This is a genomic window from Kribbella sp. NPDC050281 (genome assembly GCF_040655855.1).
In the GTDB taxonomy this organism is placed as follows: Bacteria; Actinomycetota; Actinomycetes; order Propionibacteriales; family Kribbellaceae; genus Kribbella.
In genome coordinates this window covers 1-21,539 of sequence record NZ_JBFAKS010000034.1, presented here as the reverse complement: position 1 = coordinate 21,539, position 21,539 = coordinate 1, and the positions used below count along the sequence as shown (strand labels likewise).

General features: G+C 68.2%; 22 protein-coding genes, 2 tRNA genes and 1 riboswitch. Of the genes, 10 read left to right on the top strand and 14 right to left on the bottom strand.

All coding sequences use genetic code 11. The features are described from left to right. Complete coding sequence (locus AB0I34_RS30885) at positions 1–846, top strand: helix-turn-helix domain-containing protein (protein ID WP_360451907.1); 846 nt, start codon at positions 1–3, stop codon at positions 844–846. Positions 847–848: 2 nt separating this feature from the next. Here the strand turns inward: AB0I34_RS30885 and AB0I34_RS30880 are convergent, their stop codons facing one another. Continuing rightward, a complete protein-coding gene (locus tag AB0I34_RS30880) occupies positions 849–1,442 on the bottom strand; it encodes a TetR/AcrR family transcriptional regulator (RefSeq protein WP_360451905.1) in 594 nt (197 codons plus the stop codon). Positions 1,443–1,501: 59 nt separating this feature from the next. Here AB0I34_RS30880 and AB0I34_RS30875 point away from each other — a divergent pair, with 59 nt between their 5' ends. Then, entirely contained in the window at positions 1,502–2,335 is an 834-nt protein-coding gene (locus AB0I34_RS30875; RefSeq protein WP_360451903.1) for a CPBP family glutamic-type intramembrane protease, read from the top strand. Between the two features lie 49 nt (positions 2,336–2,384). Here the strand turns inward: AB0I34_RS30875 and AB0I34_RS30870 are convergent. From AB0I34_RS30870 to AB0I34_RS30850, 5 genes are all read right to left on the bottom strand, one after another. After that, positions 2,385–2,460, bottom strand: a tRNA-Glu gene (locus AB0I34_RS30870). Between the two features lie 78 nt (positions 2,461–2,538). Continuing rightward, positions 2,539–2,610: transfer RNA gene (locus AB0I34_RS30865), tRNA-Gln, on the bottom strand. Positions 2,611–2,728: 118 nt separating this feature from the next. After that, positions 2,729–3,670, bottom strand: a complete 942-nt coding sequence (locus AB0I34_RS30860; RefSeq protein WP_360451901.1) for a CPBP family intramembrane glutamic endopeptidase — start codon at positions 3,668–3,670, stop codon at positions 2,729–2,731. Beyond that, complete coding sequence (gene gltX / locus AB0I34_RS30855) at positions 3,671–5,206, bottom strand: glutamate--tRNA ligase (RefSeq protein ID WP_360451899.1); 1,536 nt, start codon at positions 5,204–5,206, stop codon at positions 3,671–3,673. Further along, positions 5,199–5,987, bottom strand: a complete 789-nt coding sequence (locus AB0I34_RS30850; protein WP_360451897.1) for a fumarylacetoacetate hydrolase family protein — start codon at positions 5,985–5,987, stop codon at positions 5,199–5,201. The genes gltX and AB0I34_RS30850 overlap by 8 nt, the downstream gene beginning before the upstream one ends. A gap of 41 nt (positions 5,988–6,028) precedes the next feature. Here AB0I34_RS30850 and AB0I34_RS30845 point away from each other — a divergent pair, with 41 nt between their 5' ends. The 3 genes from AB0I34_RS30845 to AB0I34_RS30835 are packed head-to-tail and all read left to right on the top strand — an operon-like array spanning position 6,029 to position 7,564. Next, positions 6,029–6,511 (top strand): GNAT family N-acetyltransferase, encoded by a 483-nt coding sequence (locus AB0I34_RS30845; RefSeq protein WP_360451895.1) that lies wholly within the window; start codon positions 6,029–6,031, stop codon positions 6,509–6,511. Further along, the gene (locus AB0I34_RS30840) at positions 6,508–7,359 is read left to right on the top strand and encodes a 3-methyladenine DNA glycosylase (RefSeq protein WP_360451893.1); all 852 of its coding nucleotides are present in this window, start codon (positions 6,508–6,510) and stop codon (positions 7,357–7,359) included. The genes AB0I34_RS30845 and AB0I34_RS30840 overlap by 4 nt, the downstream gene beginning before the upstream one ends. A 10-nt stretch (positions 7,360–7,369) precedes the next feature. Beyond that, the gene (locus AB0I34_RS30835) at positions 7,370–7,564 is read left to right on the top strand and encodes a hypothetical protein (protein ID WP_131355352.1); all 195 of its coding nucleotides are present in this window, start codon (positions 7,370–7,372) and stop codon (positions 7,562–7,564) included. Here AB0I34_RS30835 and AB0I34_RS30830 read toward each other — a convergent pair. Continuing rightward, positions 7,527–8,180, bottom strand: coding sequence for a class I SAM-dependent methyltransferase (locus tag AB0I34_RS30830; protein ID WP_360451891.1), 654 nt, complete (start codon positions 8,178–8,180; stop codon positions 7,527–7,529). The genes AB0I34_RS30835 and AB0I34_RS30830 overlap by 38 nt on opposite strands. A gap of 98 nt (positions 8,181–8,278) precedes the next feature. On the opposite strand from AB0I34_RS30830, the gene AB0I34_RS30825 reads away from it, so the two are divergent. Next, positions 8,279–9,151, top strand: coding sequence for an NAD(P)-dependent oxidoreductase (locus AB0I34_RS30825; protein ID WP_360452070.1), 873 nt, complete (start codon positions 8,279–8,281; stop codon positions 9,149–9,151). Here the strand turns inward: AB0I34_RS30825 and AB0I34_RS30820 are convergent. Beyond that, complete coding sequence (locus AB0I34_RS30820; RefSeq protein ID WP_360451889.1) at positions 9,138–9,965, bottom strand: class I SAM-dependent methyltransferase; 828 nt, start codon at positions 9,963–9,965, stop codon at positions 9,138–9,140. The genes AB0I34_RS30825 and AB0I34_RS30820 overlap by 14 nt on opposite strands. An 8-nt stretch (positions 9,966–9,973) precedes the next feature. Continuing rightward, the gene (locus AB0I34_RS30815) at positions 9,974–10,210 is read right to left on the bottom strand and encodes a hypothetical protein (protein WP_360451887.1); all 237 of its coding nucleotides are present in this window, start codon (positions 10,208–10,210) and stop codon (positions 9,974–9,976) included. Positions 10,211–10,352: 142 nt separating this feature from the next. Here AB0I34_RS30815 and AB0I34_RS30810 point away from each other — a divergent pair, with 142 nt between their 5' ends. The 4 genes from AB0I34_RS30810 (at position 10,353) to AB0I34_RS30795 (ending at position 16,482) form a co-directional block, all read left to right on the top strand. After that, positions 10,353–11,627: a Fic family protein gene (locus AB0I34_RS30810; RefSeq protein ID WP_360451885.1), complete on the top strand. Its 1,275-nt coding sequence runs from the start codon at positions 10,353–10,355 to the stop codon at positions 11,625–11,627. A 59-nt stretch (positions 11,628–11,686) separates the two neighbouring features. Further along, positions 11,687–12,268 (top strand): DinB family protein, encoded by a 582-nt coding sequence (locus AB0I34_RS30805; protein ID WP_360451883.1) that lies wholly within the window; start codon positions 11,687–11,689, stop codon positions 12,266–12,268. A 60-nt stretch (positions 12,269–12,328) separates the two neighbouring features. After that, positions 12,329–12,486, top strand: a riboswitch (cobalamin riboswitch). Positions 12,487–12,619: 133 nt separating this feature from the next. Then, on the top strand, positions 12,620–15,433 hold the full coding sequence (locus AB0I34_RS30800; protein ID WP_360451881.1) for a ribonucleoside-diphosphate reductase subunit alpha: 2,814 nt from the start codon (positions 12,620–12,622) through the stop codon (positions 15,431–15,433). Next, on the top strand, positions 15,394–16,482 hold the full coding sequence (locus AB0I34_RS30795) for a ribonucleotide-diphosphate reductase subunit beta (RefSeq protein ID WP_360451879.1): 1,089 nt from the start codon (positions 15,394–15,396) through the stop codon (positions 16,480–16,482). Before AB0I34_RS30800 ends, AB0I34_RS30795 begins: the two co-directional genes overlap by 40 nt. 57 nt (positions 16,483–16,539) lie before the next feature. Here AB0I34_RS30795 and AB0I34_RS30790 read toward each other — a convergent pair whose 3' ends face one another. Genes AB0I34_RS30790 through cimA form a run of 5 tightly spaced genes read right to left on the bottom strand, consistent with a single transcriptional unit; the run spans position 16,540 to position 20,850 of the window. Continuing rightward, positions 16,540–17,118: an isochorismatase family protein gene (locus AB0I34_RS30790; RefSeq protein WP_360451877.1), complete on the bottom strand. Its 579-nt coding sequence runs from the start codon at positions 17,116–17,118 to the stop codon at positions 16,540–16,542. Between the two features lie 10 nt (positions 17,119–17,128). Continuing rightward, positions 17,129–18,511 (bottom strand): MFS transporter, encoded by a 1,383-nt coding sequence (locus AB0I34_RS30785; protein WP_360451875.1) that lies wholly within the window; start codon positions 18,509–18,511, stop codon positions 17,129–17,131. Beyond that, positions 18,508–18,978 carry a MarR family transcriptional regulator gene (locus tag AB0I34_RS30780; protein WP_360451873.1) on the bottom strand — a complete coding sequence of 157 codons (471 nt, stop codon included), beginning with the start codon at positions 18,976–18,978 and terminating at the stop codon, positions 18,508–18,510. The genes AB0I34_RS30785 and AB0I34_RS30780 overlap by 4 nt, the downstream gene beginning before the upstream one ends. Before the next feature lie 49 nt (positions 18,979–19,027). Continuing rightward, positions 19,028–19,264: a hypothetical protein gene (locus AB0I34_RS30775; RefSeq protein ID WP_360451871.1), complete on the bottom strand. Its 237-nt coding sequence runs from the start codon at positions 19,262–19,264 to the stop codon at positions 19,028–19,030. Continuing rightward, positions 19,261–20,850: a citramalate synthase gene (cimA, locus tag AB0I34_RS30770; protein WP_360451869.1), complete on the bottom strand. Its 1,590-nt coding sequence runs from the start codon at positions 20,848–20,850 to the stop codon at positions 19,261–19,263. Before cimA ends, AB0I34_RS30775 begins: the two co-directional genes overlap by 4 nt. Positions 20,851–21,539 lie beyond the last annotated feature (689 nt).

The window sequence follows — 21,539 nt, the reverse complement described above, 5'->3', positions numbered from 1 at the left end:
GTGCTGTCGACTGGCACATCACCCAGCTGGACATGGTCGGACGTGGACGTCGCCGTACCGCGTCCGTCAGCTCGGCTGCCGGGGATCAGCATGGCCGGGTTCGGCGTCCGTACATCCGCGGTCGTGGACATCGCCATGGTTGCCCACCCATCGGTCACCCTGCTGTTCGACCTGAGCCAGGCAGGAGGCATCGTCTACGGGGCCGATGGGGGCCAGTACCAGCGCGGCAGCTTCGTCGCCGGGCTCCTCCCTGGTCGGCTTCGGGCCGGTGGCTGGAACGGCGAGTGTCTCCAGATCCGCTTGTCGCCGGTTGTCGCGGCCTCGATGTTCGGCGCGTCGACCGAGCTCTCCGGGACAGTCGCATCCCTGGAAGATGTGTGGGGTCGCGATGCCGGACAGCTCGAGGAGAAACTGCGCGCCACGGGCTCCTGGGACGACCGGTTCACGATCGCGGCGGACGTCCTCACCCGGCGCCTGGACGGCCGGCCATCGATCGATCCGGAGGTCGTCCATACCTGGCGGCGGACGGTCGCCGGCCGCGGGCGGATTCGGGTCGACGGGCTGGCAGACGAGGTCGGCTGGAGCCGGCAGCGCCTGTGGTCCCGCTTCCGCGCCCAGATCGGCCTTACGCCCAAGCGCGCCGCACAACTGGTGCGCTTCGACCACGCCGCTCACCTTCTCGCGGCGGGCCATGCCCCCTCGATCGCTGCCGCCCAGAGCGGGTACGTCGACCAGTCCCACCTCCACCGCGATGTCAAAGCCATCACCGGAACCACCCCGTCCGCCGTGGCCACCGCGCCATGGCTCGCAATCGACGACGTCGCCTGGCCCGCGCATCACTGGTGACCTCAGTCCTCGATAGCGGTCAGCGTTTCGATGAGCCGATCGATGTGACTGGAGAGTGCTCGACCGGCCGGCACGAGCTGCGGAGTCGAATGCGCCAGTTGTGCGTGGCCGAGGAAGGCGGCGTACGCCAGTAGGCCGCGGTCGCGAGCCCGGGCCTGGGAGAGACCGAGTTCGGTGAACAGCGAAGTGAGGTACGCCAGCCGGCGCTCGGTCACCCGCGCCAGCGTGGGCGCGACCAGCGGATGCGTCGCGGTGGCCTGTAGGGCGAGCTCGACGGAACCGGCACCCGCCCCGGGATCGCCCACCACCGCGGTGAACACCAGGCGGAGGAGTTTGCGAAGACGCGTCGCGACGTCCGGCGTCTGATCGACCGCCGCGATCACCCGATCGGTGTCGCGCTGCTCCCAGCGCTCGAGCGCAGCCGCGATGAGTGCGTTCCGATCGGTGAAGTGCCAGTAGAAGCTGCCCTTCGTGGTCCCGAGGGACTTGGCCAGCGGCTCGACCGCGACCGCTCCGAGGCCGCCCCGGGCGAGTGCGTCTAGCGCTGCCGCCGTCCAGTCGTTCGCCGTCAATGATTCGCGCTTCCCAATGGCCATGTCCATACGCTACCGTATGGTCAATCCTCCATACGGAGGCGTATGGACAGGGGGATGTCATGAACGCACAGACCATCGAGGTGGAGCCCGCAGCCCGACGCATCGCCGAGCAGCACAGGACCCGCGGCCCGATCGGCGTCATCCGGCGCTACCCGATCATCAGCTTCGTCGTGCTGGCCTGCTTCTTCGGCTGGCTGCGCTACATCACGGCCTTCCTCGGGCTCGGATCGAATCCGGAGAACCTTCCGCTCGGGCCACTCGCGGCCGCACTGGTCGTCACCGCCTGCCAGGGCCGTGAGGAGCTGCGCGCCTGGGGCCGGAGGCTGCGCAGCTGGAGAGCCGCCCCGAAGTGGTACCTGCTCGCCATCCTGGCCCCAGTGGTGCTGCACACCATCAACGTGCTGGTGAACCATCTGCTCGGGGCGCCGTTGCCCACCTCGGAGCAGCTCGCGGCCTGGCCCGGGGTACTGGCGTCGATGGTGGTGCTGGTGGTGCTGATCGGCATCGGCGAGGAAGCGGGCTGGATGGCGTTCGCGGCGCCGATCCTGCTGCGCCGGCACGGCTTCCTGGCCGCCTGGGCGCTCGCAGCTGGGATGCGGATCCTTTGGCATCTGCCGCTGATGATCACCGGCGAGCTGCCGTGGGTGGTCGGCATCGTGGGCAACGCGGCCTTCACGATGGTGATGCTGCGGGTCTTCGTCGCCAGCGGCGGACGCTGGACTCTGACGGCGGTCTGGCACGCGAGTCTCAACGCCGTCGGCAGCGGCTTCTTCTTCCTGATGGTGACCGGCGAGGACAAGGCCAGGCTCGGGTACCTGCTCGTCGCCGCCTACACCGTTGTCGCCATCGTCGTGTACTTCGCACGACGGCCGGCCCGCAGTTCGGTGACCTGATCCGTCCTGAACCAGAAAAGCCTCCCACCAGTTGGTGGGAGGCTTTCTCTGGTAGCCCCGACGGGATTCGAACCCGCGCTACCGCCTTGAGAGGGCGGCGTGCTAGGCCGCTACACAACGGGGCCAGAGGGTTGTCGTCCGGTCCTCACGGGCCGGGCAACGAGGTTGAACCTTACCGATTTCCATCGGCGCGGTCCAATCCGCTGGGGTACTAGGACTCGAACCTAGACTAACTGAACCAGAATCAGACGGGCTGCCAATTACCCCATACCCCAAAGGCATTTCACTGCCGTTGTGAGACCGTCTCCGCCCTCACAACCTGGCTCGAAGAGAGTACCCGAGCAAGGGCTCGGACACCAAAACGGGGGTGCCGGTCGCGGGTTGTCACTCCCGTCACACCAGCCTCGTGCCCGGGTGCGGAGCCGGCGTCAGCGGCAGGTCGCACACTGTCGCCAGCTTCATCCTCCGGGCCAGCCACAGCGCGACCGCCCCGAACAGCACGAACTTCACCACGTCCACCGTCACCAGCGACCAGGGCGCGTCCTTCGCGCCCAGGCTGGCACCCACGCTGTTCGTCAACGCCGCGAACACGAAGGTCACCACGTTGTTCGCCGCGTGCGCCGCGATCGACGCCTCCAGCCCACCGGTCCGTACGACGAGGAAGCCCGCGACCAACCCGAACGCGAACCGATCCAGGAACAGCGCCGGGCTCTCCCACGGCCACACCCCGTGCGCCATGGTGAACAGCACGGTCGTGACGAGGACCGCGATCACGGAACTCCGCACCAGGGCACCGACGGCCTGCAGCAGGTAGCCGCGGAAGAAGTACTCCTCCCCCGCAGCCTGGAACGTCGACGTGAGCAGCGTGACCGCAATCACGCCCGCCGCATCCGGCGCGATCCCGCTGCCGCCCTCACCGCCGATGAGCTCGACGCCGCCGAGCTGGATCACTCCGAGCATGACCAACTCGGTCACAACCGCAGCCACCGCGAACCACGCCAGCGGCCGCCACCGCAGCCGGCCGATGACCGAGGACAGCAGCCCCGGCGCCTGCCGGTTGAGCGCCCGCGCGACCAGCATGCTCAGCGGGATCAGCGCGATCAGCGACAGGTTCGTCGCCAGCAGCCCGAGCCACGAGACCGTGCCCTCGGGATCCTTGCGGATGCCCTGCTGGATCCCGAGCACCACCACGCTCGTGATCATCCAGCCGACCAGGATCGCCAAGGCGCCGAGAACGACGTACCCGCGCGGTGCCTCCGGGTTCACCAGCAGCCGCTGGTACGGCGGAGGCCCCGCATCGGACCTGTCCGTCGCCGGCGTCACGTCGTGCGGCATCTAGCCCGCCAGGAGGGAAGCACGCGCCTGCTCGAGTCGGTGCAGGGACTTCTCCCGGCCGAGCAGCTCGAGCGACTCGAACAGCGGCGGCGAGATCCGGCGTCCGGAGATCGCCACCCGGACCGGGCCGAACGCGTTCTTCGGCTTCAGCCCGAGCCCCTCGATCAGCGAGGTCCGCAGCGACGCCTCGATCGCCTCAGTGGTCCAGTCCACGTCGGCCAGCGCCTTCACCGCCGCCTCGAGGACCGCGCCCGCGTCACCGGTCAGCACCTTCGCGGCGGCGTCCGGGTCGACGCTGAACGCCGCATCGTCGACGAACAGGAAGCCGAGCATGTCGACCGACTCCGACAGCGTGTTCATGCGCTCCTGCACCAGCGGTACGGCGGCCTGCAGGACTGCACGCTGGTCCGCCGACGGCTCGGCCGGCAGCACGCCCGCCTTGGCCAGGAACGGGACCATCCGGGACCCGAACTCCTCCGGCGCCAGCATCCGCATGTGCGCGGCGTTGATCGCCTCGCACTTCTTCGGGTCGAAGCGGGCCGCGTTCGAGTTCACCTTGCGGATGTCGAACGCCTCGATCATCTCCGCCGTCGTGAACACGTCGCGGTCGTCGGCGATCGACCAGCCGAGCAGGGCCAGGTAGTTCAGCAGGCCCTCGGGCAGGAAACCGCGCTGCATGTACTCGCCGAGGCCGGAGCCCGGGTCGCGCTTGGACAGCTTCTTGTTGCCCTCACCCATCACGAACGGCAGGTGCCCGAACCGCGGCGTCCGGCCGCTGCCGACGCCGATCTCGGCGAGCGCCTCGTAGAGCGCGACCTGCCGCGGTGTGGACGGCAGCAGGTCCTCGCCGCGGAGCACGTGGGTGATCTCCATCAGCGCGTCGTCGACCGGGTTCACCAGCGGGTAGAGCGGGTAGCCGTTCGCCCGGACCAGGACGTAGTCGCTCAGGTTCTCGGGCAGGAAGGTGATCTCGCCGCGGACCAGGTCGTCGAACACGATCGGCCGGTCCGGCATCCGCAGCCGGACCACCGGTCGGCGGCCCTCGTCGACGTACGCCTTGACCTGCTCCTCGGTGAGCGTGCGGCAGTGGCCGTCGTACCCGCTGTGCTGGCCGGCGGTGCGCGCGGCTTCACGACGCTGCTCGAGCTCCTCCTGCGAGCAGTAGCAGTGGTACGCCCGGCCGGCCGCCAGCAGCTTGGCGACGACATCGGAGTAGATGTCCATCCGCTCGGTCTGCTGGTACGGACCGAAGTCGCCGCCCTTCTCCGGGCCCTCGTCCCAGTCGATGCCCAGCCAGCGCAGCGACTCCAGGGTGAAGCTCAACCCGTCCGGGGTGTTCCGGGCAATATCGGTGTCCTCGATCCGCAGGACCAGCTTGCCGCCGTAGTGGCGGGCGAAGGCCCAGGCGAACAGCGCCGTCCGGATGTTGCCGACGTGCAGGTAGCCGGTCGGGGACGGTGCGAAGCGCAGCCGCACCTGGTTCGGTTCTAGGCCGCCCAGGACGTCGTCGTCGGTGGGGGCAGGCCGGTCAGTCACGCACGATCACCTTGTTCGTCAGAGTTCCGATTCCTTCGACGCTGATCGCGACCTCGTCGCCGGGCAGCATCGGGCCGACACCCGCGGGGGTTCCGGTCAGCACCACGTCGCCGGGCAGCAGCGTGGTGAAGGAGGTGATGTAGGCCAGCACCTCCGGGATGCCGAAGATGAACTGCGACGTCCGCCCGTCCTGCTTCGGCTCGCCGTTCACCTGCGTGCTGACCCGCAGGTCGGACGCGTCGAGCTCGGTGCTGATCCACGGGCCGAGCGGGCAGAACGTGTCGTAGCCCTTGGCCCGGGCCCACTGCCCGTCGCTCTTCTGCAGGTCGCGCGCGGTGACGTCGTTGGCGATCGTGTACCCGAAGATCACCTCGTTCACCCGCTCCTTGGGCAGGTCGCGGCAGATCCGGCCGATCACGATCGCCAGTTCGCCCTCGAAGTGCAGGTTGTTGGTCTGCTCGGGGTAGACGATGCCGTCCCGCGGCCCGATCACCGAGGTGTTCGGCTTCAGGAAGATCAACGGCTCGGCCGGTACGTCGTTGCCGAGCTCCTCGGCGTGCGCCGCGTAGTTGCGGCCGACGCAGACCACCTTGCTGCGCGGGATCACCGGAGCGAGCAGCCGGACGTCGGCCAGTTGCAGCTTCTCCCCGGTGAACTGGACCGGCCGGTAGAGCGGGTCCGAGTCGAGCACGGACACGGTGCCGGTGAGCCCCTCGGGGTCGTCGGTCTCGACGACGCCGTACCTCGGCTCGTCGTCCACGGAGAATCTGGCGATACGCACGGCCCGAGCCTACCGTCGGGACGGAATGAGAGAGTTATGTGGTGACGATCGAGATCCGGCCGGCCCTTCCTTCCGAGTACGACGCTGTCGGCGAGCTGACCGTGGCGGCGTACTCGCACGACGGTTATGTCCGGGGCGACTACGCGAGGACGCTGCGGGCGGCGGCTGATCGGGCGGCCAAGGCGGAGCTGTGGGTCGCGGCGGACGAGAGCGGACTGCTCGGCTCCGTCACCTACTGTCCGGCAGGTTCTGTGTACCGAGAGATCGGGCTGGACGACGAAGGCGAGTTCCGGATGCTCGGAGTGGTCGGCCGGGCGCGCGGACTGGGCGTTGGGACCGCGCTGACCGAGCGCTGCATCGAGCGCACCCGAGAGCTCGGCCTCGGCCGGATCGTAATGTGCAGTGCGACGTACATGACGACCGCGCACCGCATCTACCAGCGCCTCGGCTTCGTCCGCATTCCCGACCGTGACTGGTCCCCGATCGCCGGCGTCGATCTGTGGGCCTTCGCCTTGGACCTGTGACCATCACCCTCAGCCCCGCCGAATGGACGTCGTACGAGACAGCCCATCGGAACCGCGTCGACGCCCTGGTCTCCGGGCATCTGGAGCGGCGACGCCGCAGGGAGGCGCATCCGGTCGAGGACTTCCTCTTCACCTACTACCCCACTCGCCCGAACCAGCTCCGCGTCTGGCATCCAGGACCGGGCGTCCGGTTGCTCGGAGCCACGCAGTACGACGGACGCCGCGGCTACAGGTACGTCGACGGCGCGGCGAGTGTGGATCCGGCGGAGGTGGGGCGGCGGGCGGACAGCATTCGATGGATCCGTCGGCTGCTCGGTGCGACGCTGGATCGCCAACCGCAGTTCGGCTGTTTCGGGCTGCACGAGTGGGCGATGGTCTACCGGACGTCCGACGTACGGCATGAGTCGTGGCCGTTGCGGCTCGGATCCGAGCGGACGGACCAGGTGGTCGAGTCGCACAAGATCGCGTGCTCGCACTTCGACGCCTTCCGGTTCTTCACGGATTCCGCGCGGCCGCGCAACGTGCTCCAACCGACCCGGGAGTCCCAACCGCAGCTGGAGCAGGGTGGCTGCCTGCACGCCAACATGGACCTCTACAAGTGGGCTTCGAAGCTGATGCCGTTCACTCCGAGTTCCTTGGTGCTGGACTGCTTCGAGCTCGCCCGCGACATCCGCACGCTCGACATGCGCGCCTCGCCGTACGACCTCTCGGCTCTCGGCTACTCCCCTGTGCCGATCGAAACCACAGCAGGCAAAGCCGAGTACGCCGCCGCCCAACGCACCTTCGCCGAACGCGCCCGGCCACTCCGCCAGCGACTCGTCGACCTCTGCGACGAGTTGCTCGGTTAGGCTCGGCGGCATGGGGAAGATCGTCGCCATCGCGCTGGGTGCACTGCTGCTTGCCATCGGCGCGGTCTGGACGCTCCAGGGACTCGGCTACCTCAAGGGCAGCTCGATGACCGGCAGCTCCTTCTGGGCGATCGTCGGTCCGATCGTCGCGGCCGCCGGCGTCTCGCTCATCTACGTTGCGTTCCGCGGTCCGCAAAAACGGTGACCACCGCCCACTGGTAGTGCATCGACTGGCCGTCGTCCCAGGTCTCCCATTCGTCGACGGTGCCGTGGCGCTGCAAGGTCTCCCGCAGGCCGTCGTCCGTGCGGATGCTGAAGAAGCGCCCCGGACCGAAGCCGCTCTCGTCCTGCCAGATCTGCTCGCCGCCGGTGGCACTACCCCACAGCCCGATCGCCAGCGGTGCGCCAGGACGCAGCACTCGCACGATCTCGCTCAGCGCTTGGTCGACATCTTCGTCGGCGACGTGCAGGAGCGTGCTCATCGTCCAGCCGGCATCGAAGGTCCCGTCCTCGAACGGCAACTCCAGCACCGAGGCAACCTGCGCTTCCAGACCAAGTGAGCGGCAGGTCTCGACGCTGGCGGGCGCGAGATCCACGCCCACATAGTCGAACCCGGCATCCGCAATCGCCTGCCCGTCACGCCCCGGACCACAGCCGATCTCGAGCACGGACCGCCGCCCCTCACTGCCCAGCCGCTCGAGGTACGCCGTGCGCCGATCAACCCTGGCATCAGGCAGCTCACGCCCGACCCGAGCATCAACCTCGTTGGTGTAGTAGGCAATCAAGTCACTCTCGCGCTGCGCGCGGCCGTCGTTCGTCATCTTCCGATCCTAGAACGAGCGACTGGCCCACGGTCTCCAACGATGATTGGCCCAACCCGCTGGGCATTTCAGGCCCTACCGTGGCAGTCGTGAAGGTGATGATTGCAGGCGCGACCGGAGCGATCGGACGACGGTTGGTCCCGCGCCTGATCGAGGGCGGGCATCAGGTGATCGGGACGACCCGGTCCGATGCGGGCCTCGAACAACTGCGGGCGGCCGGGGCTCACGGCGTACAACTCGATGTGTACGACGCGGATGCGGTGAAGGCTGCGGTCGCGGCTGCTGCGCCCGACGTGATCATGCACCAACTGACCGACCTCAGCAGCGGCGCCCCGGGTGGCAACGGCCGGATCCGGCGCATCGGCACCCGCAACCTCGTCGACGCCGCCCGCCAGGCCGCCGTACCCAAGATGGTCGCGCAGTCGATCGCCTGGGCCTACGAAGCCGGCGCCGGACCGGCCGTCGAGACAACCCCGCTGGACGAGTCGGCACCGGACCCGCGCGGTACGACGGTGTCCGCGATCCGCTCGCTGGAGGACGGCGCAGCCGAGCTCCCGGAGTACGTCGTCCTGCGGTTCGGACTGCTCTACGGCCCGGGCACGTGGCTGCGCCGCGGTGGGTTGGCGGACGACGTACTGCGGAGCGAGCGGCCGGCCGATCACCCCGGTGCCCCGTTCTTCGGCGGCCTCACCGAGGGCGATGGTGTCTTCTCGCTCCTCCATGTCGACGACGCGGCACGGGCTGCCGTCGACGCCCTGAACTGGCCGAGCGGCGCCGTCAACGTGGTCGACGACGAGCCGGCACCGACGCTCGAATGGCTCCCCGTCTTCGCAGCGTCCGTGGGAGCCCCGGCTCCGGCTCTGGCGCCGGGTCGAAGACCGTGGGAGCGCGGCGCCGACAACGCCCTGGCCCGCTCGCTCGGTTGGACGCCGCTTCACCCCAGTTGGCGCACCGGTTTCAGCGTGGAGTGACTGCCTTCACGGCGAAGAGGAGGGGGATGCGTGGGGCGTCGTCGGGGAGGCGCCACCAGCCCTCGGCGGTCTGTTTCATGCTCGGCCAGCGGGGCCACTGCAGGACCTCTGATTCACGCAGGCTCGTGACGTGGAAGCCGGTGGACGCGAGGGTGGTGACGACCTCACCCAAGCCGTGCATCCATTCGTAGCTGGTTTGACGGCCGGGCACCGCGTCGCCGGTGTAGGTCACGGTCGAGTCGTGGGCGATCGGTCCGCGGCCTTCGAGGTAGTCGGCGCGGATGATCAGGTCGTCGGAGTCGCCCGGCAGCGACACCGGCCGCATCGCGTTCAGCAGTGGGTGGAACTCCACGACGTACAAGGCGCCGCCAGGCTTGAGGAGGTCACGGACCACGCGCGCCCAGTGCTCGAGATCGGGCAGGTAGCACAGCGCGCCCTTGCCCGTGTAGACGACATCGAACCTGCGACCTTGCACCGCCTCCACAGCGTCGTACACATTCGCGTGGACGTAGTCGACCTCGACCCCGGCGTCGGCAGCGAGTTGCCGCGCATCCTCGAGCGACTTGGCCGACAGGTCCAACCCGGTCGTCCTCGCCCCGCGCCGAGCGAAAGCAATCGTCTCTGTCCCCAGATGACACTGCAGATGCAGTACGTCGCGACCCTCGAGCGGACCGAGGTCCTCCCACTCGTAGTCGGCGAACCAGAACTCCGCCGGCTGACTGTAGAAACGGCTCGCCGCGTGCAGCGGCGCCCGCGCATCCCAGTCCGCCTCGTTGGCGGCCACCATCTGCAGTGTCTGCGCGTCCAGTCGCATAAGCGTCCTCAGGCGTCGGGGTCGTCTGGCAGTCGACCGTAGGACAGATCCTTGGCGCGGTCGAACGTATTGCCGTCCGGGTGATGCGGGTGCGGCAGCGCCGAGTCGGTGTCAAGGTCGAAGCCGACCGCCTCCTCCGACTCGATGACGTCGTCGGTCTTCGGATGGTGCTGGTGGTGCGGCAGGTGTTTGCCGAGAGAGTGCAGCAGACCGGAATGCTCGTCCTGCGGCTCGGTCTCCGTCATCGCCGGGCTCCTTCGGTAGTCGCCCTGCGACGCCGGGCGGAGGACTGATTGTGACGCGTTCTGGTGGCGAGCGGGTGAACACCGCCTGCTTGATCGCAGCATCCCCTTGTTCAAGGTTGTGAAATAAGCTTGAATAAGAGGTATGGCACGGGTGGAGTTGCATCTGTGGCCTGGGCATCCGGACGGGTTCACCCGGGCCGAGCGGTTGGGCGGGTCGTACGAGCTGTACTTCCCGGACCCGTTGGTCGGGCGCGAGTTCGACCTGAGCGACGACGTCCTCGCGGCATTGGAGGACGCCGCCGGCGATCTGGCCCGCCTGGACGCGACGGCCGCCGTCCTGACGAACAGCGAAGCCCTGGCCCGTCTGCTGCTGAGGGCGGAGGCTGTCGGGTCGTCGCAGATCGAAGGGCTGGTGGTCGGCGCACGCCGCCTGCTCAAGGCCGACGTACTGCGGGACCGGCAGCACGACGTCACCGCCGAGGAGGTGCTCGGCGCGGTCGACGCGATGACCTGGGCGACCGAATCCGTCCAGGCCGGCGACAAACTCGAGGTCGACCACCTGCTCGAGGCGCACCGGCGCTTGATGGCCCAGTCCCCGACACCCGAGTTCGGCGGTGAGGTCCGCTTCCTGCAGAACTGGATCGGCGGCCGCTCCCCCGCCGAGGCGTACTACGTCCCGCCGCCGGCGCACCTCGTGCCCGACCTGCTGGCGGATCTGATGACCTTCGTCCGGGAGTCCCGGCTGCCGGTGCTGGCGAAGACCGCGATCGCGCACGCGCAGTTCGAGACCATCCACCCCTTTGCCGATGGCAACGGCCGGACCGGCCGGGCGCTGATTCACCTGATCCTGCGGGCCGATGGACTGATCACGCGGACTGTGCCGCCGGTGTCGCTGTCGCTCGCCACGCACGCGATGCAGTACGTCGAAGCACTGACGGCGTTCCGGCACGTCGGTCGCGCCACCACTGCGAAGGCTCGGTCGGCGGCGAATCCATGGCTGCGGATGTTCGCAATGGCCTGCAGCCACGCGACGGCGGAGGCCGCTCGCTTCGAGCAGACGGCGGCCGAACTGAAGTCGACATGGCGCGAGCGAGCCGCGCCTGTCCGCGGCGGCTCGGCAGCCGACCTGCTGATCGACGCACTGCCCGCCGCGCCGGTGCTCACGCTCGCGGCGGCCGCGCAACTTGTCGACCGCTCCCAGCAGGCGACCAACCAGGGTCTGGCGAGGCTCGTCGAGGCCGGCATCCTGCGTGAGATCACCGACGGCCGACGCAACCGCGTCTACGAGGCGCCCGAACTGATCGACGCGTTCACCCTGCTCGAACGCCGCTTCGCCAGCCCGGCGGCGGACACCCGGATCGAGCCACCTAGCAGACCGGTCCCATCGAGGCCAGCACCAACACGCCACGCACATTGACTTTCTTCTCCCGAGCGAGCAAGAATTCGAACATATGTTCGATCGTACAGGGAGAGATGATGCCAGAGCCGTTCGACTGGGACATCCTGCACCGGCCATCGGCGATGGCCATGGTCCGGGGCCAGCTCGGCTTCAGCTGGATGGTGCTGTCCGGCCGGCTCGCGCAGTTGACCGACGACCAGTACTTCTGGCGACCGAGCAGCGAGGCGCTGACCGTCGTACGCCGGCACTACACCGGGCGGTTCCGATCACTCGGGTCCGGCGAGTGGGTCGCGCAGTGGCCCGACGAGCCGGACCATCGCGGACCACGCACGATCGCCTGGCTGATCGCGCATCTGACCGAGACGTTCTTCGAGCGCTGGGAGTGGACCTTCGGCGCCAGCCAACAGGGACGTGCCGACATCACCCTGCACGGCAACGCGCGCGATGCGGTGGCGTGGCTGACGCACTGGGTCGAGGCCTGGCAGGACGCGATCGCCGCTCTCGACGAGGAGCAGGTCATGACGATCGGCCTCAGTCAGGCGACCGAGCTGGATGCGGGCGAGCCGTTCGGTCACGTCGTACTGCGGCTGAATCGTGAGCTGATCCACCATGGCTCGGAGATCATGACGCTGCAGGACCTCTACGCAGTCGCGGCGTGAGGACCACAACATGTGCGACACGCGGCGTGGCGCTACCACAAGATCTAGGGGCAGCCGCTTAGCATCACTACTGCTGGTGGTTCGGAGTGGTCGGCACCACAAGATGTGGGGCCACGCCGAGGCAACAGGGGAATCCGGTGCGAGTCCGGAGCTGCCCCGCAACGGTGAGCGGAAGCCTTCCGCGAGTCCGGATACCTGCCACCGGCGCGTGCACCGCCCGGTGCACGTGGTCCGAGACCTCGCGGGTGGGTCGCAGGGCGTGGCGGCAGTGTTCCCGGCCGGTGCTGCCGGCCCCGTCGTGCGCCCCTCCGCGTGGCTCCGGTCCTCCGAACCCTCTTGGAGACAACACCTGTGACGATTGCTTCCTCATCCCGGGCGGCGACAGCCGACCAGTCGATCCAGCTGACCGTCGTACGCCGCGACGGTGGCCACACCGGTTTCGACCAGACCAAGATCTCGGTCGCCATGACCAAGGCGTTCCTCGCCGTCGAGGGTGCCGAGGCGGGCACCACCCACCGGGTCCGTGACCTGGTGACCGACCTGACCGGCCGGGTCGTCGAGGCCCTGACGAGCCGCGGTGACGCCCGCCGCAGTGTGCAGGTCGAGGACATCCAGGACCAGGTCGAGCTGGCGCTGATGCGCGCCGGCGAGCACCAGGTCGCCCGTGCGTACGTCCTCTACCGCGAGGAGCGCACCAAGGCCCGCACCCCGGCCGACCCTTCCGGCATCACCGACAAGCCCACGCTCACCGTCCGCGCGGCCGACGGCAGCACCGCGCCGCTCGATGTCGACCGGCTGCGCGTGATCGTCGCGGAGGCGGCCACGGGTCTGGACGCGGTCGACCCCGAGCTGATCCTCGACGAGACCCTTGGCTCCTGCTACGACGGCATCGCACAACACGAGGTCGAGCTCGCGCTGGTGATGGCGGCCCGGTCGTACGTCGAGACCGAGCCGCAGTACAGCTTCGCCGCGTCCCGGCTGCTGCTCGACCAGATCCGTCGCGAGGCGCTCGGCCGCGTCCACGGCGAGCCGCGGCAGGCCAGCCAGGCCGACATGACCGACGCGTACGCGGACTACTTCCCGCGCTACATCCGGCTCGGCATCGAGGCGGGGCAACTCGACCCGGAGTTGGCCACCTTCGACCTGGACCGGCTCGCCGCCGCGATCCGGCCCGAGCGCGACCTGGACTTCACCTTCCTTGCCCTGCAGACCCTCTACGACCGCTACCTGCTGCACATCGACAAGGTGCGGTTCGAGCTGCCGCAGGCATTCTTCCTGCGGGTCGCGATGGGGATGGCGCTGCGCGAGGACGACCGCGAGGCACGGGCGCTGCAGTTCTACGAGTTGCTCAGCTCGTTCCGGTTCATGTCGTCCACACCGACGCTGTTCAACTCCGGCACCACCCGGCCGCAGCTGTCGTCCTGCTTCCTGACCACGGTCGAGGACGATCTGGCCGGCATCTTCCACGGCATCCGCAACAACGCGATGCTGGCCAAGTACTCCGGTGGCCTCGGCAACGACTGGACCCCGGTGCGCGGTATCGGTGCCAAGATCCGCGGGACCAACGGTGAGTCGCAGGGCGTCGTACCGTTCCTGAAGATCGCGAACGACACCGCGGTAGCTGTGAATCAGGGTGGAAAGAGAAAGGGTGCGGTCTGCGCGTATCTCGAGACCTGGCACGTCGACATCGAGGAGTTCCTCGACCTGCGGAAGAACACCGGCGACGAGCGCCGGCGTACGCACGACATGAACACGGCGAACTGGGTGCCGGACCTGTTCCTGCAGCGGGTCGAGGCCGGCGGCGACTGGACGCTGTTCTCTCCCAACGAGGTGCCCGACCTGCACGATCTGTACGGGCCCGAGTTCGCCGCGGCGTACGCGCAGTACGAGGCGGCGGCCGACCGAGGCGAGATCAAGGTCTTCAAGCGGGTCAAGGCGGTCGACCTGTGGCGGCGCATGCTGACCGTGCTGTTCGAGACCGGGCATCCGTGGATCACCTTCAAGGACGCCTGCAACCTGCGTTCGCCGCAGCAGCACGACGGTGTCGTCCACTCGTCCAATCTGTGCACCGAGATCACCCTGAACACGACCGTCGACGAGACCGCGGTCTGCAACCTCGGCTCGGTCAACCTGGTCGCGCACCTGACCGAGGACGGGCTGGACGCCGACCTGCTCCGCGAGACGGTGAAGACCGCGGTCCGGATGCTCGACAACGTCATCGACGTGAACTTCTACACCACCACGGAGTCGGAGCGGGCCAACCAGCGGCACCGCCCGGTCGGCCTCGGTCTGATGGGCTTCGCCGACGCACTGTTCGCGCTGCGGATCCCCTACTCCTCCGACGCCGCCGTGGCCTTCGCCGACAGCTCGATGGAGCAGATCAGCTACCACGCGATCGAGGCCTCCAGTGATCTCGCCGCCGAGCGCGGCCGCTACTCGTCGTACGACGGATCGCTGTGGAGCCAGGGCATCCTGCCGATCGACTCGCTCGAGCTGCTCAAGACGGCACGGGACGGCGACCTGACCGTTGACCAGAGCAAGCAGCTCGACTGGGACGCGCTCCGGCAGAAGGTCCTGCGCGACGGCATGCGCAACTCCAACGTGATGGCGATCGCGCCGACCGCGACGATCTCCAACATCTGCGGGGTGAGCCAGTCGATCGAGCCGACGTACAGCAACCTGTTCGTGAAGTCGAACATGTCGGGTGAGTTCACCGTGGCGAACCCGTACCTCGTGGCCGACCTGAAGGCGCGCGGGCTGTGGGACCAGGTGATGGTGTCCGACCTCAAGTACCACGACGGCATCCTGGCGGGGATCGAGCGGATCCCGGCCGACCTGCGCGAGCTGTACGCGACGGCCTTCGAGATCGACCCGATGTGGCTGGTCAAGGCGGCGTCGCGGCGGCAGAAGTGGATCGACCAGGCGCAGTCGCTGAACCTCTACATGGCCGCGCCGTCCGGCCGGGCGCTGGACGAGCTCTACAGGTCGACTTGGCGGTATGGACTCAAGACGACCTATTACCTGCGTTCCCAGTCAGCAACCCATGTGGAGAAGTCCACGCTCCAAGGGACGGACGGCCGGCTGAACGCCGTACAAGTTGCGCTTCCCGAGCCCACCGGCGCCGTTTGCGCCATCGACGACCCGGACTGCGAGGCCTGCCAGTGACGACCGGATTGGGAGAGATCGCCGTCGGGGCGTCCCGGGTCGAGGTCGCCGACAAGGCGATGATCAACGCACGGGCGGACGTGAACCAGCTGCTGCCGCTGAAGTACCGGTGGGCCTGGGAGAAGTACCTTGCCGCCTGCAATAACCACTGGATGCCGACCGAGGTGTCCATGCAGGCCGACATCTCGTTGTGGAAGTCGCGCGACGGCCTGACCGAGGACGAGCGGATGATGCTGAAGCGCAACCTCGGCTTCTTCGCCACGGCGGAGTCTCTGGTCGCCAACAACATCGTCCTGGCCGTCTACCGGCAGCTGACCAACCCCGAATGCCGGCAGTACCTGCTCCGCCAGGCGTTCGAGGAGGCCGTGCACACGCACACCTTCCAGTACATCTGTACGTCGCTCGGCCTGGACGAGGGCGAGCTGTTCAACATGTACCGCGAGGTGCCGTCGATCTCGGACAAGGACGCCTGGGCGCTGAAGTACACCCAGCACCTGGAGGACCCGGACTTCCGGACCGGGACGCCGGAGAGCGACACCGCGTTCCTGCGCGATCTGATCGCGTTCTACGTGGTGTTCGAGGGGATGTGGTTCTATACGGGGTTCGCGCAGATCCTGTCGCTGGGCCGGCGGAACAAGATGGTCGGCATCGCCGAGCAGTACCAGTACATCCTGCGCGACGAGTCGATCCACCTGAACTTCGGCATCGACTGCATCAACCAGATCAAGCAGGAGAACCCGCACCTGTGGACGGCTCGTTTCCAGGCCGAGGTGCGGCAGATGCTCACCGAAGCGTGTGAGCTGGAGGTCGCCTACGGCCGCGCGACGATGCCGAACGGCATGCTCGGCCTGACCGCGGAGCTCTGCGAGCAGTACATGCACTTCATCACCGACCGCCGCGCCGAGCAGATCGGCCTCGCCTCCATCTTCGGCGAGACCCGCAACCCGTTCGGCTGGATGTCAGAAGTCATGGACCTGAAGAAGGAAAAGAACTTCTTCGAAACCCGCGTCATCGAGTACCAGTCGTCGAGCGGACTGAGCTGGGACTGAGTGCGACGCGAGCCGGGCAGCGCAGCGGCTGCCCGGCTCGCGTGTCCTGCCCGCGGTCTACGCAGGGAGCTTGGCCAGGATGTCGGCGGTGGTGCCGGTCTCGCCGAGGCGGGGGAAGATGTAGGTGGTGGCGTGGGTGTGGGAGTCGGGGCTGAGGTCCGTCATGGCGTCGGTGGCGAGGGTGACGTTGTAGCCGTGCTCGTGGGCGGCGCGGGCGGTCGACTCGACGCCGAAGCTTGTGGCTACACCGGCGAGGACGATCTGGGTGACGCCACGGCGGCGGAGGTGGACGTCGAGGTCGGTGCCGTGGAAGGCACCCCAGTTCCGCTTGGTCACCACGGTGTCCTCGGGGTGACCGGCAAGCTGCGGGACGATCTGGTCGGCGTCGGCGGGCGGCGTACCGGTCGCGCGGGTCGGTTGCTCGGTCCGGCCTGGCATCCGGTCCGCACCGTCCGCGCGGAAGCTGGCCCGGACCAGGAACACCGGGAGGCCGCGCTTGCGGAAGGCGTCGGCGAGCTCCGCGGTCCGGGTGATGACGTCGGCGGTCGGGTACGGCGCACCGGGGATGGCGGTGATGCCGTTCTGAAGGTCGATGACGACGAGGGCTGTGTTCGGATCAAGAGTGGTGACAGGCACAACGGACCTCTCAGTTGGGTTGTGGGCGGCCGATCCGGGCGAGGGACCGGTCGAGGAGGGTCACCAGCACGAGCAGACCGGCGACGACGAGCAGGAACAACGCCAGCTCGTGCAGACCTGTGGTGGTCGCGCCGTGCTGGAAGAAGTGGGCATTGGCCGCGGCGGCGATCAGCGCACCGAGGTACATGAAGGTGCGCAGCAGACCGGCAGAGGAACCCATCCGGGCCCGATCCGCCTGGTGGTAGAGCGCGTTCTGATTGGCCAGACCGTTCAGGCCCTGCGGGATCCCCGCGATGACGCCGACCAAGGCCAGCAGCCAGATCGCGGTCTCTCCCCCGACGAACTGCGGTACGACGCAGGCCACGGCCAAGAGGATGCTCCCGGCAACGAGTTTGCCGCGGACCTGGGCGCGCCGGCCGGTGATCACCGTGATCGCCACGGCCGACAGGGACAGCGGCAGCAACAGCAGCCCGGCCGACGAGGCACCCAGCCCGCGACCTTCCTCGAGCCACTGGGTGAAGCCGTAGAGGAACGAATAGCTGATCGTGAACGCGAGCACCTGGCGCAGGTACGTCGCGATCAGCGGACGATTGCCGCCGAGGACCCGCAGGTCGATGAACGGCTCCACCGAGCGAAGTTGCACGACGACGAACACCACGCCGAGCAGAGCACCGAGCATCAGCAGATACCAGTTCGATGCCTTCGGCGCCATCAGGAACACCATCAACGACACCAGCGTGCCGGCGAACAGCGCGATGCCCGCGTAGTCGAGCCTGACCGTGACACGGGACCGCGGACTCCGCGGCAGCCAGAGGGATCCGAGGACCAGGCAGAGGATCGACAACGGCACGTTGATGGTGAAGATCATGTGCCAGCCACCGAGCCCGATCAGCAGCCCGCCGAGCGTCGGGCCGATCACCGAGATCACCTGGTTGGCGATCGACAGCGAGCTGAGGATGGCCGCCGGGGTGTCCATGCCGGTACGGTCAGCTTCGCTCCGGATCAGCGACATCGAGGCCGGGTACGCCGCCGACGTACCGAAACCGAGGAGGACGCGGGAGAGGATCAGTACGCCGAGCGTCGGCGCCAGCGCACCGAGCAGACCGGCGATGCCGACGACCGCCGTACCGATCAGATAGAGCGGACGCGGGCCGTAGAGGTCGACCAGCCGGCCGATGACCGGCTGCCCGACGGCCGTCGCGAGGTACAGCCCGGTGATCAGCCAGGCCGTGTCGGAGGGCGGTACTCCGAAGGCGGCCCCGATCGGGATCAGCGCCACCGCGAGCATCGACGAGTTGATCGGGTTGAGGATCGACCCCACCACCATCGGCGCGATCAACCGCCGATCGAACCGCTGGGGGCGACTGGCGGCCGGATCCGGCTCGGGGGTCACCGGGAGGTCGCCGCCCGGGGTGCCGCGGTGGTGTCGAGGGCGTGGTCGAGCAGAGCGAGTGCCTTGATGATGGTCTGCCGCTCGGTCTCGGTGCAGCCGTCCTGCAGGGCACGGGCCAGCCACTCCTGGCGGACCTTGCGATCACCCTGGAGCCGATGCCGTCCGGCGGTGGTGAGCGACACGACCTGCCGGCGACCGTCCTCAGGGTCCGGGTGACGCTCGATCAGGTCCGACTCCCGCAATCCGGCCAGGATCGCAGCCATCGACTGCGGGCGCACCCGCTCCACGGCCGCCAACTCACTGGCCGACGCAGGCCCGTCCTTGTCGAGCCGGCTCAGCACCGAGCTCTGCGACGGCGTCAGGTCGTCCTGCTCCGCCAGCTCCTTCAGCCTGCGCTTCACCCGGCCGAACATGACGCGCACGTCACTGGCCGCCTGCACCGCCGAAGGGGAGATCCGCTGGCTCACAAAGCCAGCATAACTGATCAGTCCAAACTGAACAGTTGGGACTGGCGAATCAGGAGTACGTGACCTCGAGGACGCCGATCACCTTGTTCAGGCGGGCGGCGACGCGGCCGGCGTCGAAGCCGTCGCCCTCGACGGTGATGTTCAGCGTGCCTTCGTCGAGGGACAGCGCGAGTTCACGTACGTCGTACGGGTTCAGCATGACGGCGATCCGGGCCAGCATGCCTTCGGTCTCGACGACGCGCGCGGTGAAGACGGTGACCGTTCGTTCGACGGCGAGCAGGGTCATCGCACGACCTCCTTGTGGCGCAGCAGACCGAACGTGACACCGTCGACGAGCGCCTCCCAGGACGCCTCGACGATGTTGTGGCCGACCCCGACCGTCACCCATGAGCCCTCGCCGTCCGCGGTCTCGATCAGGACTCTGATGACCGCGTCCGTCCCATGCCCCTGATCGAGGATGCGGACCTTGTAGTCGACCAGCTCGAACTTGTTCACCACCGGGTACGCGCGTTCGATCGCAGTACGAAGCGCATGGTCGAGGGCGTTGACCGGGCCGTTCCCCTCCCCCGTGACGATCTCCCGCTCGCCGCCCGCGACGAGCTTCACGGTCGACTCCGACACCGCCTCGCCGTCGGCGCGCGACTCGGTGATCACCCGCCAGGACTCGACGTCGAAGAAGGACGCCCGTTTCCCGGTGACCTCCTCGGTCAGCAGCAGTTCGAACGACGCGTCCGCCGCCTCGAACGTGTACCCGCGGGCCTCCATCTCCTTCACTCGCTCCGTCACGCGGCTGACCAGTTCGCGGTCGTTGCCGAGGTCGAACCCGAGCTCGCGGCCCTTCAGCTCGACGCTCGCCCGCCCGGCCATCTCGGACACGAGCATCCGCATGTCGTTGCCCACCCGGGCCGGATCCGTGTGCTGGTAGAGATCGGGATCCACCTTGATGGCACTGGCGTGCAGCCCCGCCTTGTGGGCGAAGGCGGACACACCGACGTACGGCTGCCGGGTCGACGGCGGCACGTTCGTCACCTCGGCGATCGCGTGGGCGATCCGGAACGACTCGGCCAGCTTGCCGGCCGGGAGGAGGTCCAGGCCCCGCTTCAGCTCGAGGTTGGCGACGATCGCGAGCAGATCGGCGTTGCCGGTGCGTTCGCCGTACCCGTTGATGGTGCCTTGGACGTGCGTGACGCCGGCCTCGACGGCGGCGATCGTGTTCGCCACCGCGCAGCCGGCGTCGTTGTGACAGTGGATGCCGAGGCGCGCGCCGGTGGAGTCGAGGACGTCACGGACGATGTCCTGCAACTCCCGCGGCAGCGTGCCGCCGTTCGTGTCGCACAGCGCCACCACGTCGGCACCGGCCTCGACGGCTACTCGTACGACCTCCAGCGCGTAGGCCCGGTTCGCGCGGTAGCCGTCGAAGAAGTGCTCGGTGTCGAGGAAGACCCGCTGCCCGTTCTCGCGCAGATGGCGGACCGTGTCCGCGACCATCCGGAGGTTCTCGTCCAGCGTCGTGCGCAGCGCCCGCTCGACGTGCGCATCGTGGCTCTTGGCAACGAGTGTGACGACGCCGGCGCCGGAGTCGCGCAGGGCCGCCACCTGCTGGTCGTCGGCCACCGCCGTCTCGGGCTTGCGGGTCGCGCCGAAGGCCGCGAACGTCGCGTTCCGCAGGTGCAACTCGGTCCTGGCCTGCTCGAAGAACTCGGTGTCCTTGGGCACCGCGCCCGGCCAGCCGCCCTCGATGAATCCCACGCCCAGGTCGTCCAGGTGCCGCGCAATGGCGATCTTGTCGGCCACGGACAGCGCCAGCCCCTCCTGCTGCGCACCGTCGCGCAGAGTGGTGTCGTAGACGTGGAACTCGTCCGAGATGCTCATGATCGGCCTTCCGGTGGGGGCTGGCGGGCAAACAAAAAACCTCCCGCAAGGTGCGAGAGGTCTGCGCGCTCAGGTACTGCTGGCTGAGCGCGCCTAGATAATGATGACCCGGTAGTTCTTCATGACATTTCGCAGTCTGCCACACAATGTCCACACCGTGGCGAGCCCGTCTCGAATCACGAACATTCAGTACGCCGACCAGTACTACGGCGCGCGCCACAGTCCACCCCGCCAAAGCCCGCTCTCCACCACCCCGCCGGAACCCGCTGCCCACCACCACCCGCCAGAGCCCGCTCCTCCACCACTCCCAAACGAACGGATATCCCCTCCCCGTGTGGGTTCTCCGTTCTCATACGACCGGATATCCGGCTCTCGTGCCTGATGTGTGGGCGATGCGTGCGGCGCCGCGGGGCTGGCGTGGGTTGTGTCTTGTCGGGGTCAACTCAGCGGCAGGTGGTCGTCGAGTCGTGGATGCGGGCGCGGTTCAGCGTCGGTGGCGAACCGTGATCCACGAACCGATCCCCGACACCGCGCTCGCCACGGCAGCGCAGAAGCCACGACAGGCAGCGAGCCCCGGGCGGGGTTCGGCGTACAGCTCGACAGGAGGTGTCGGTCCAGGGACCACGTCTGCTGGGGCAATTACGCCTGAGACCGGCCGGATCGCGTCGACACGTCCTGTCGAACTGCAC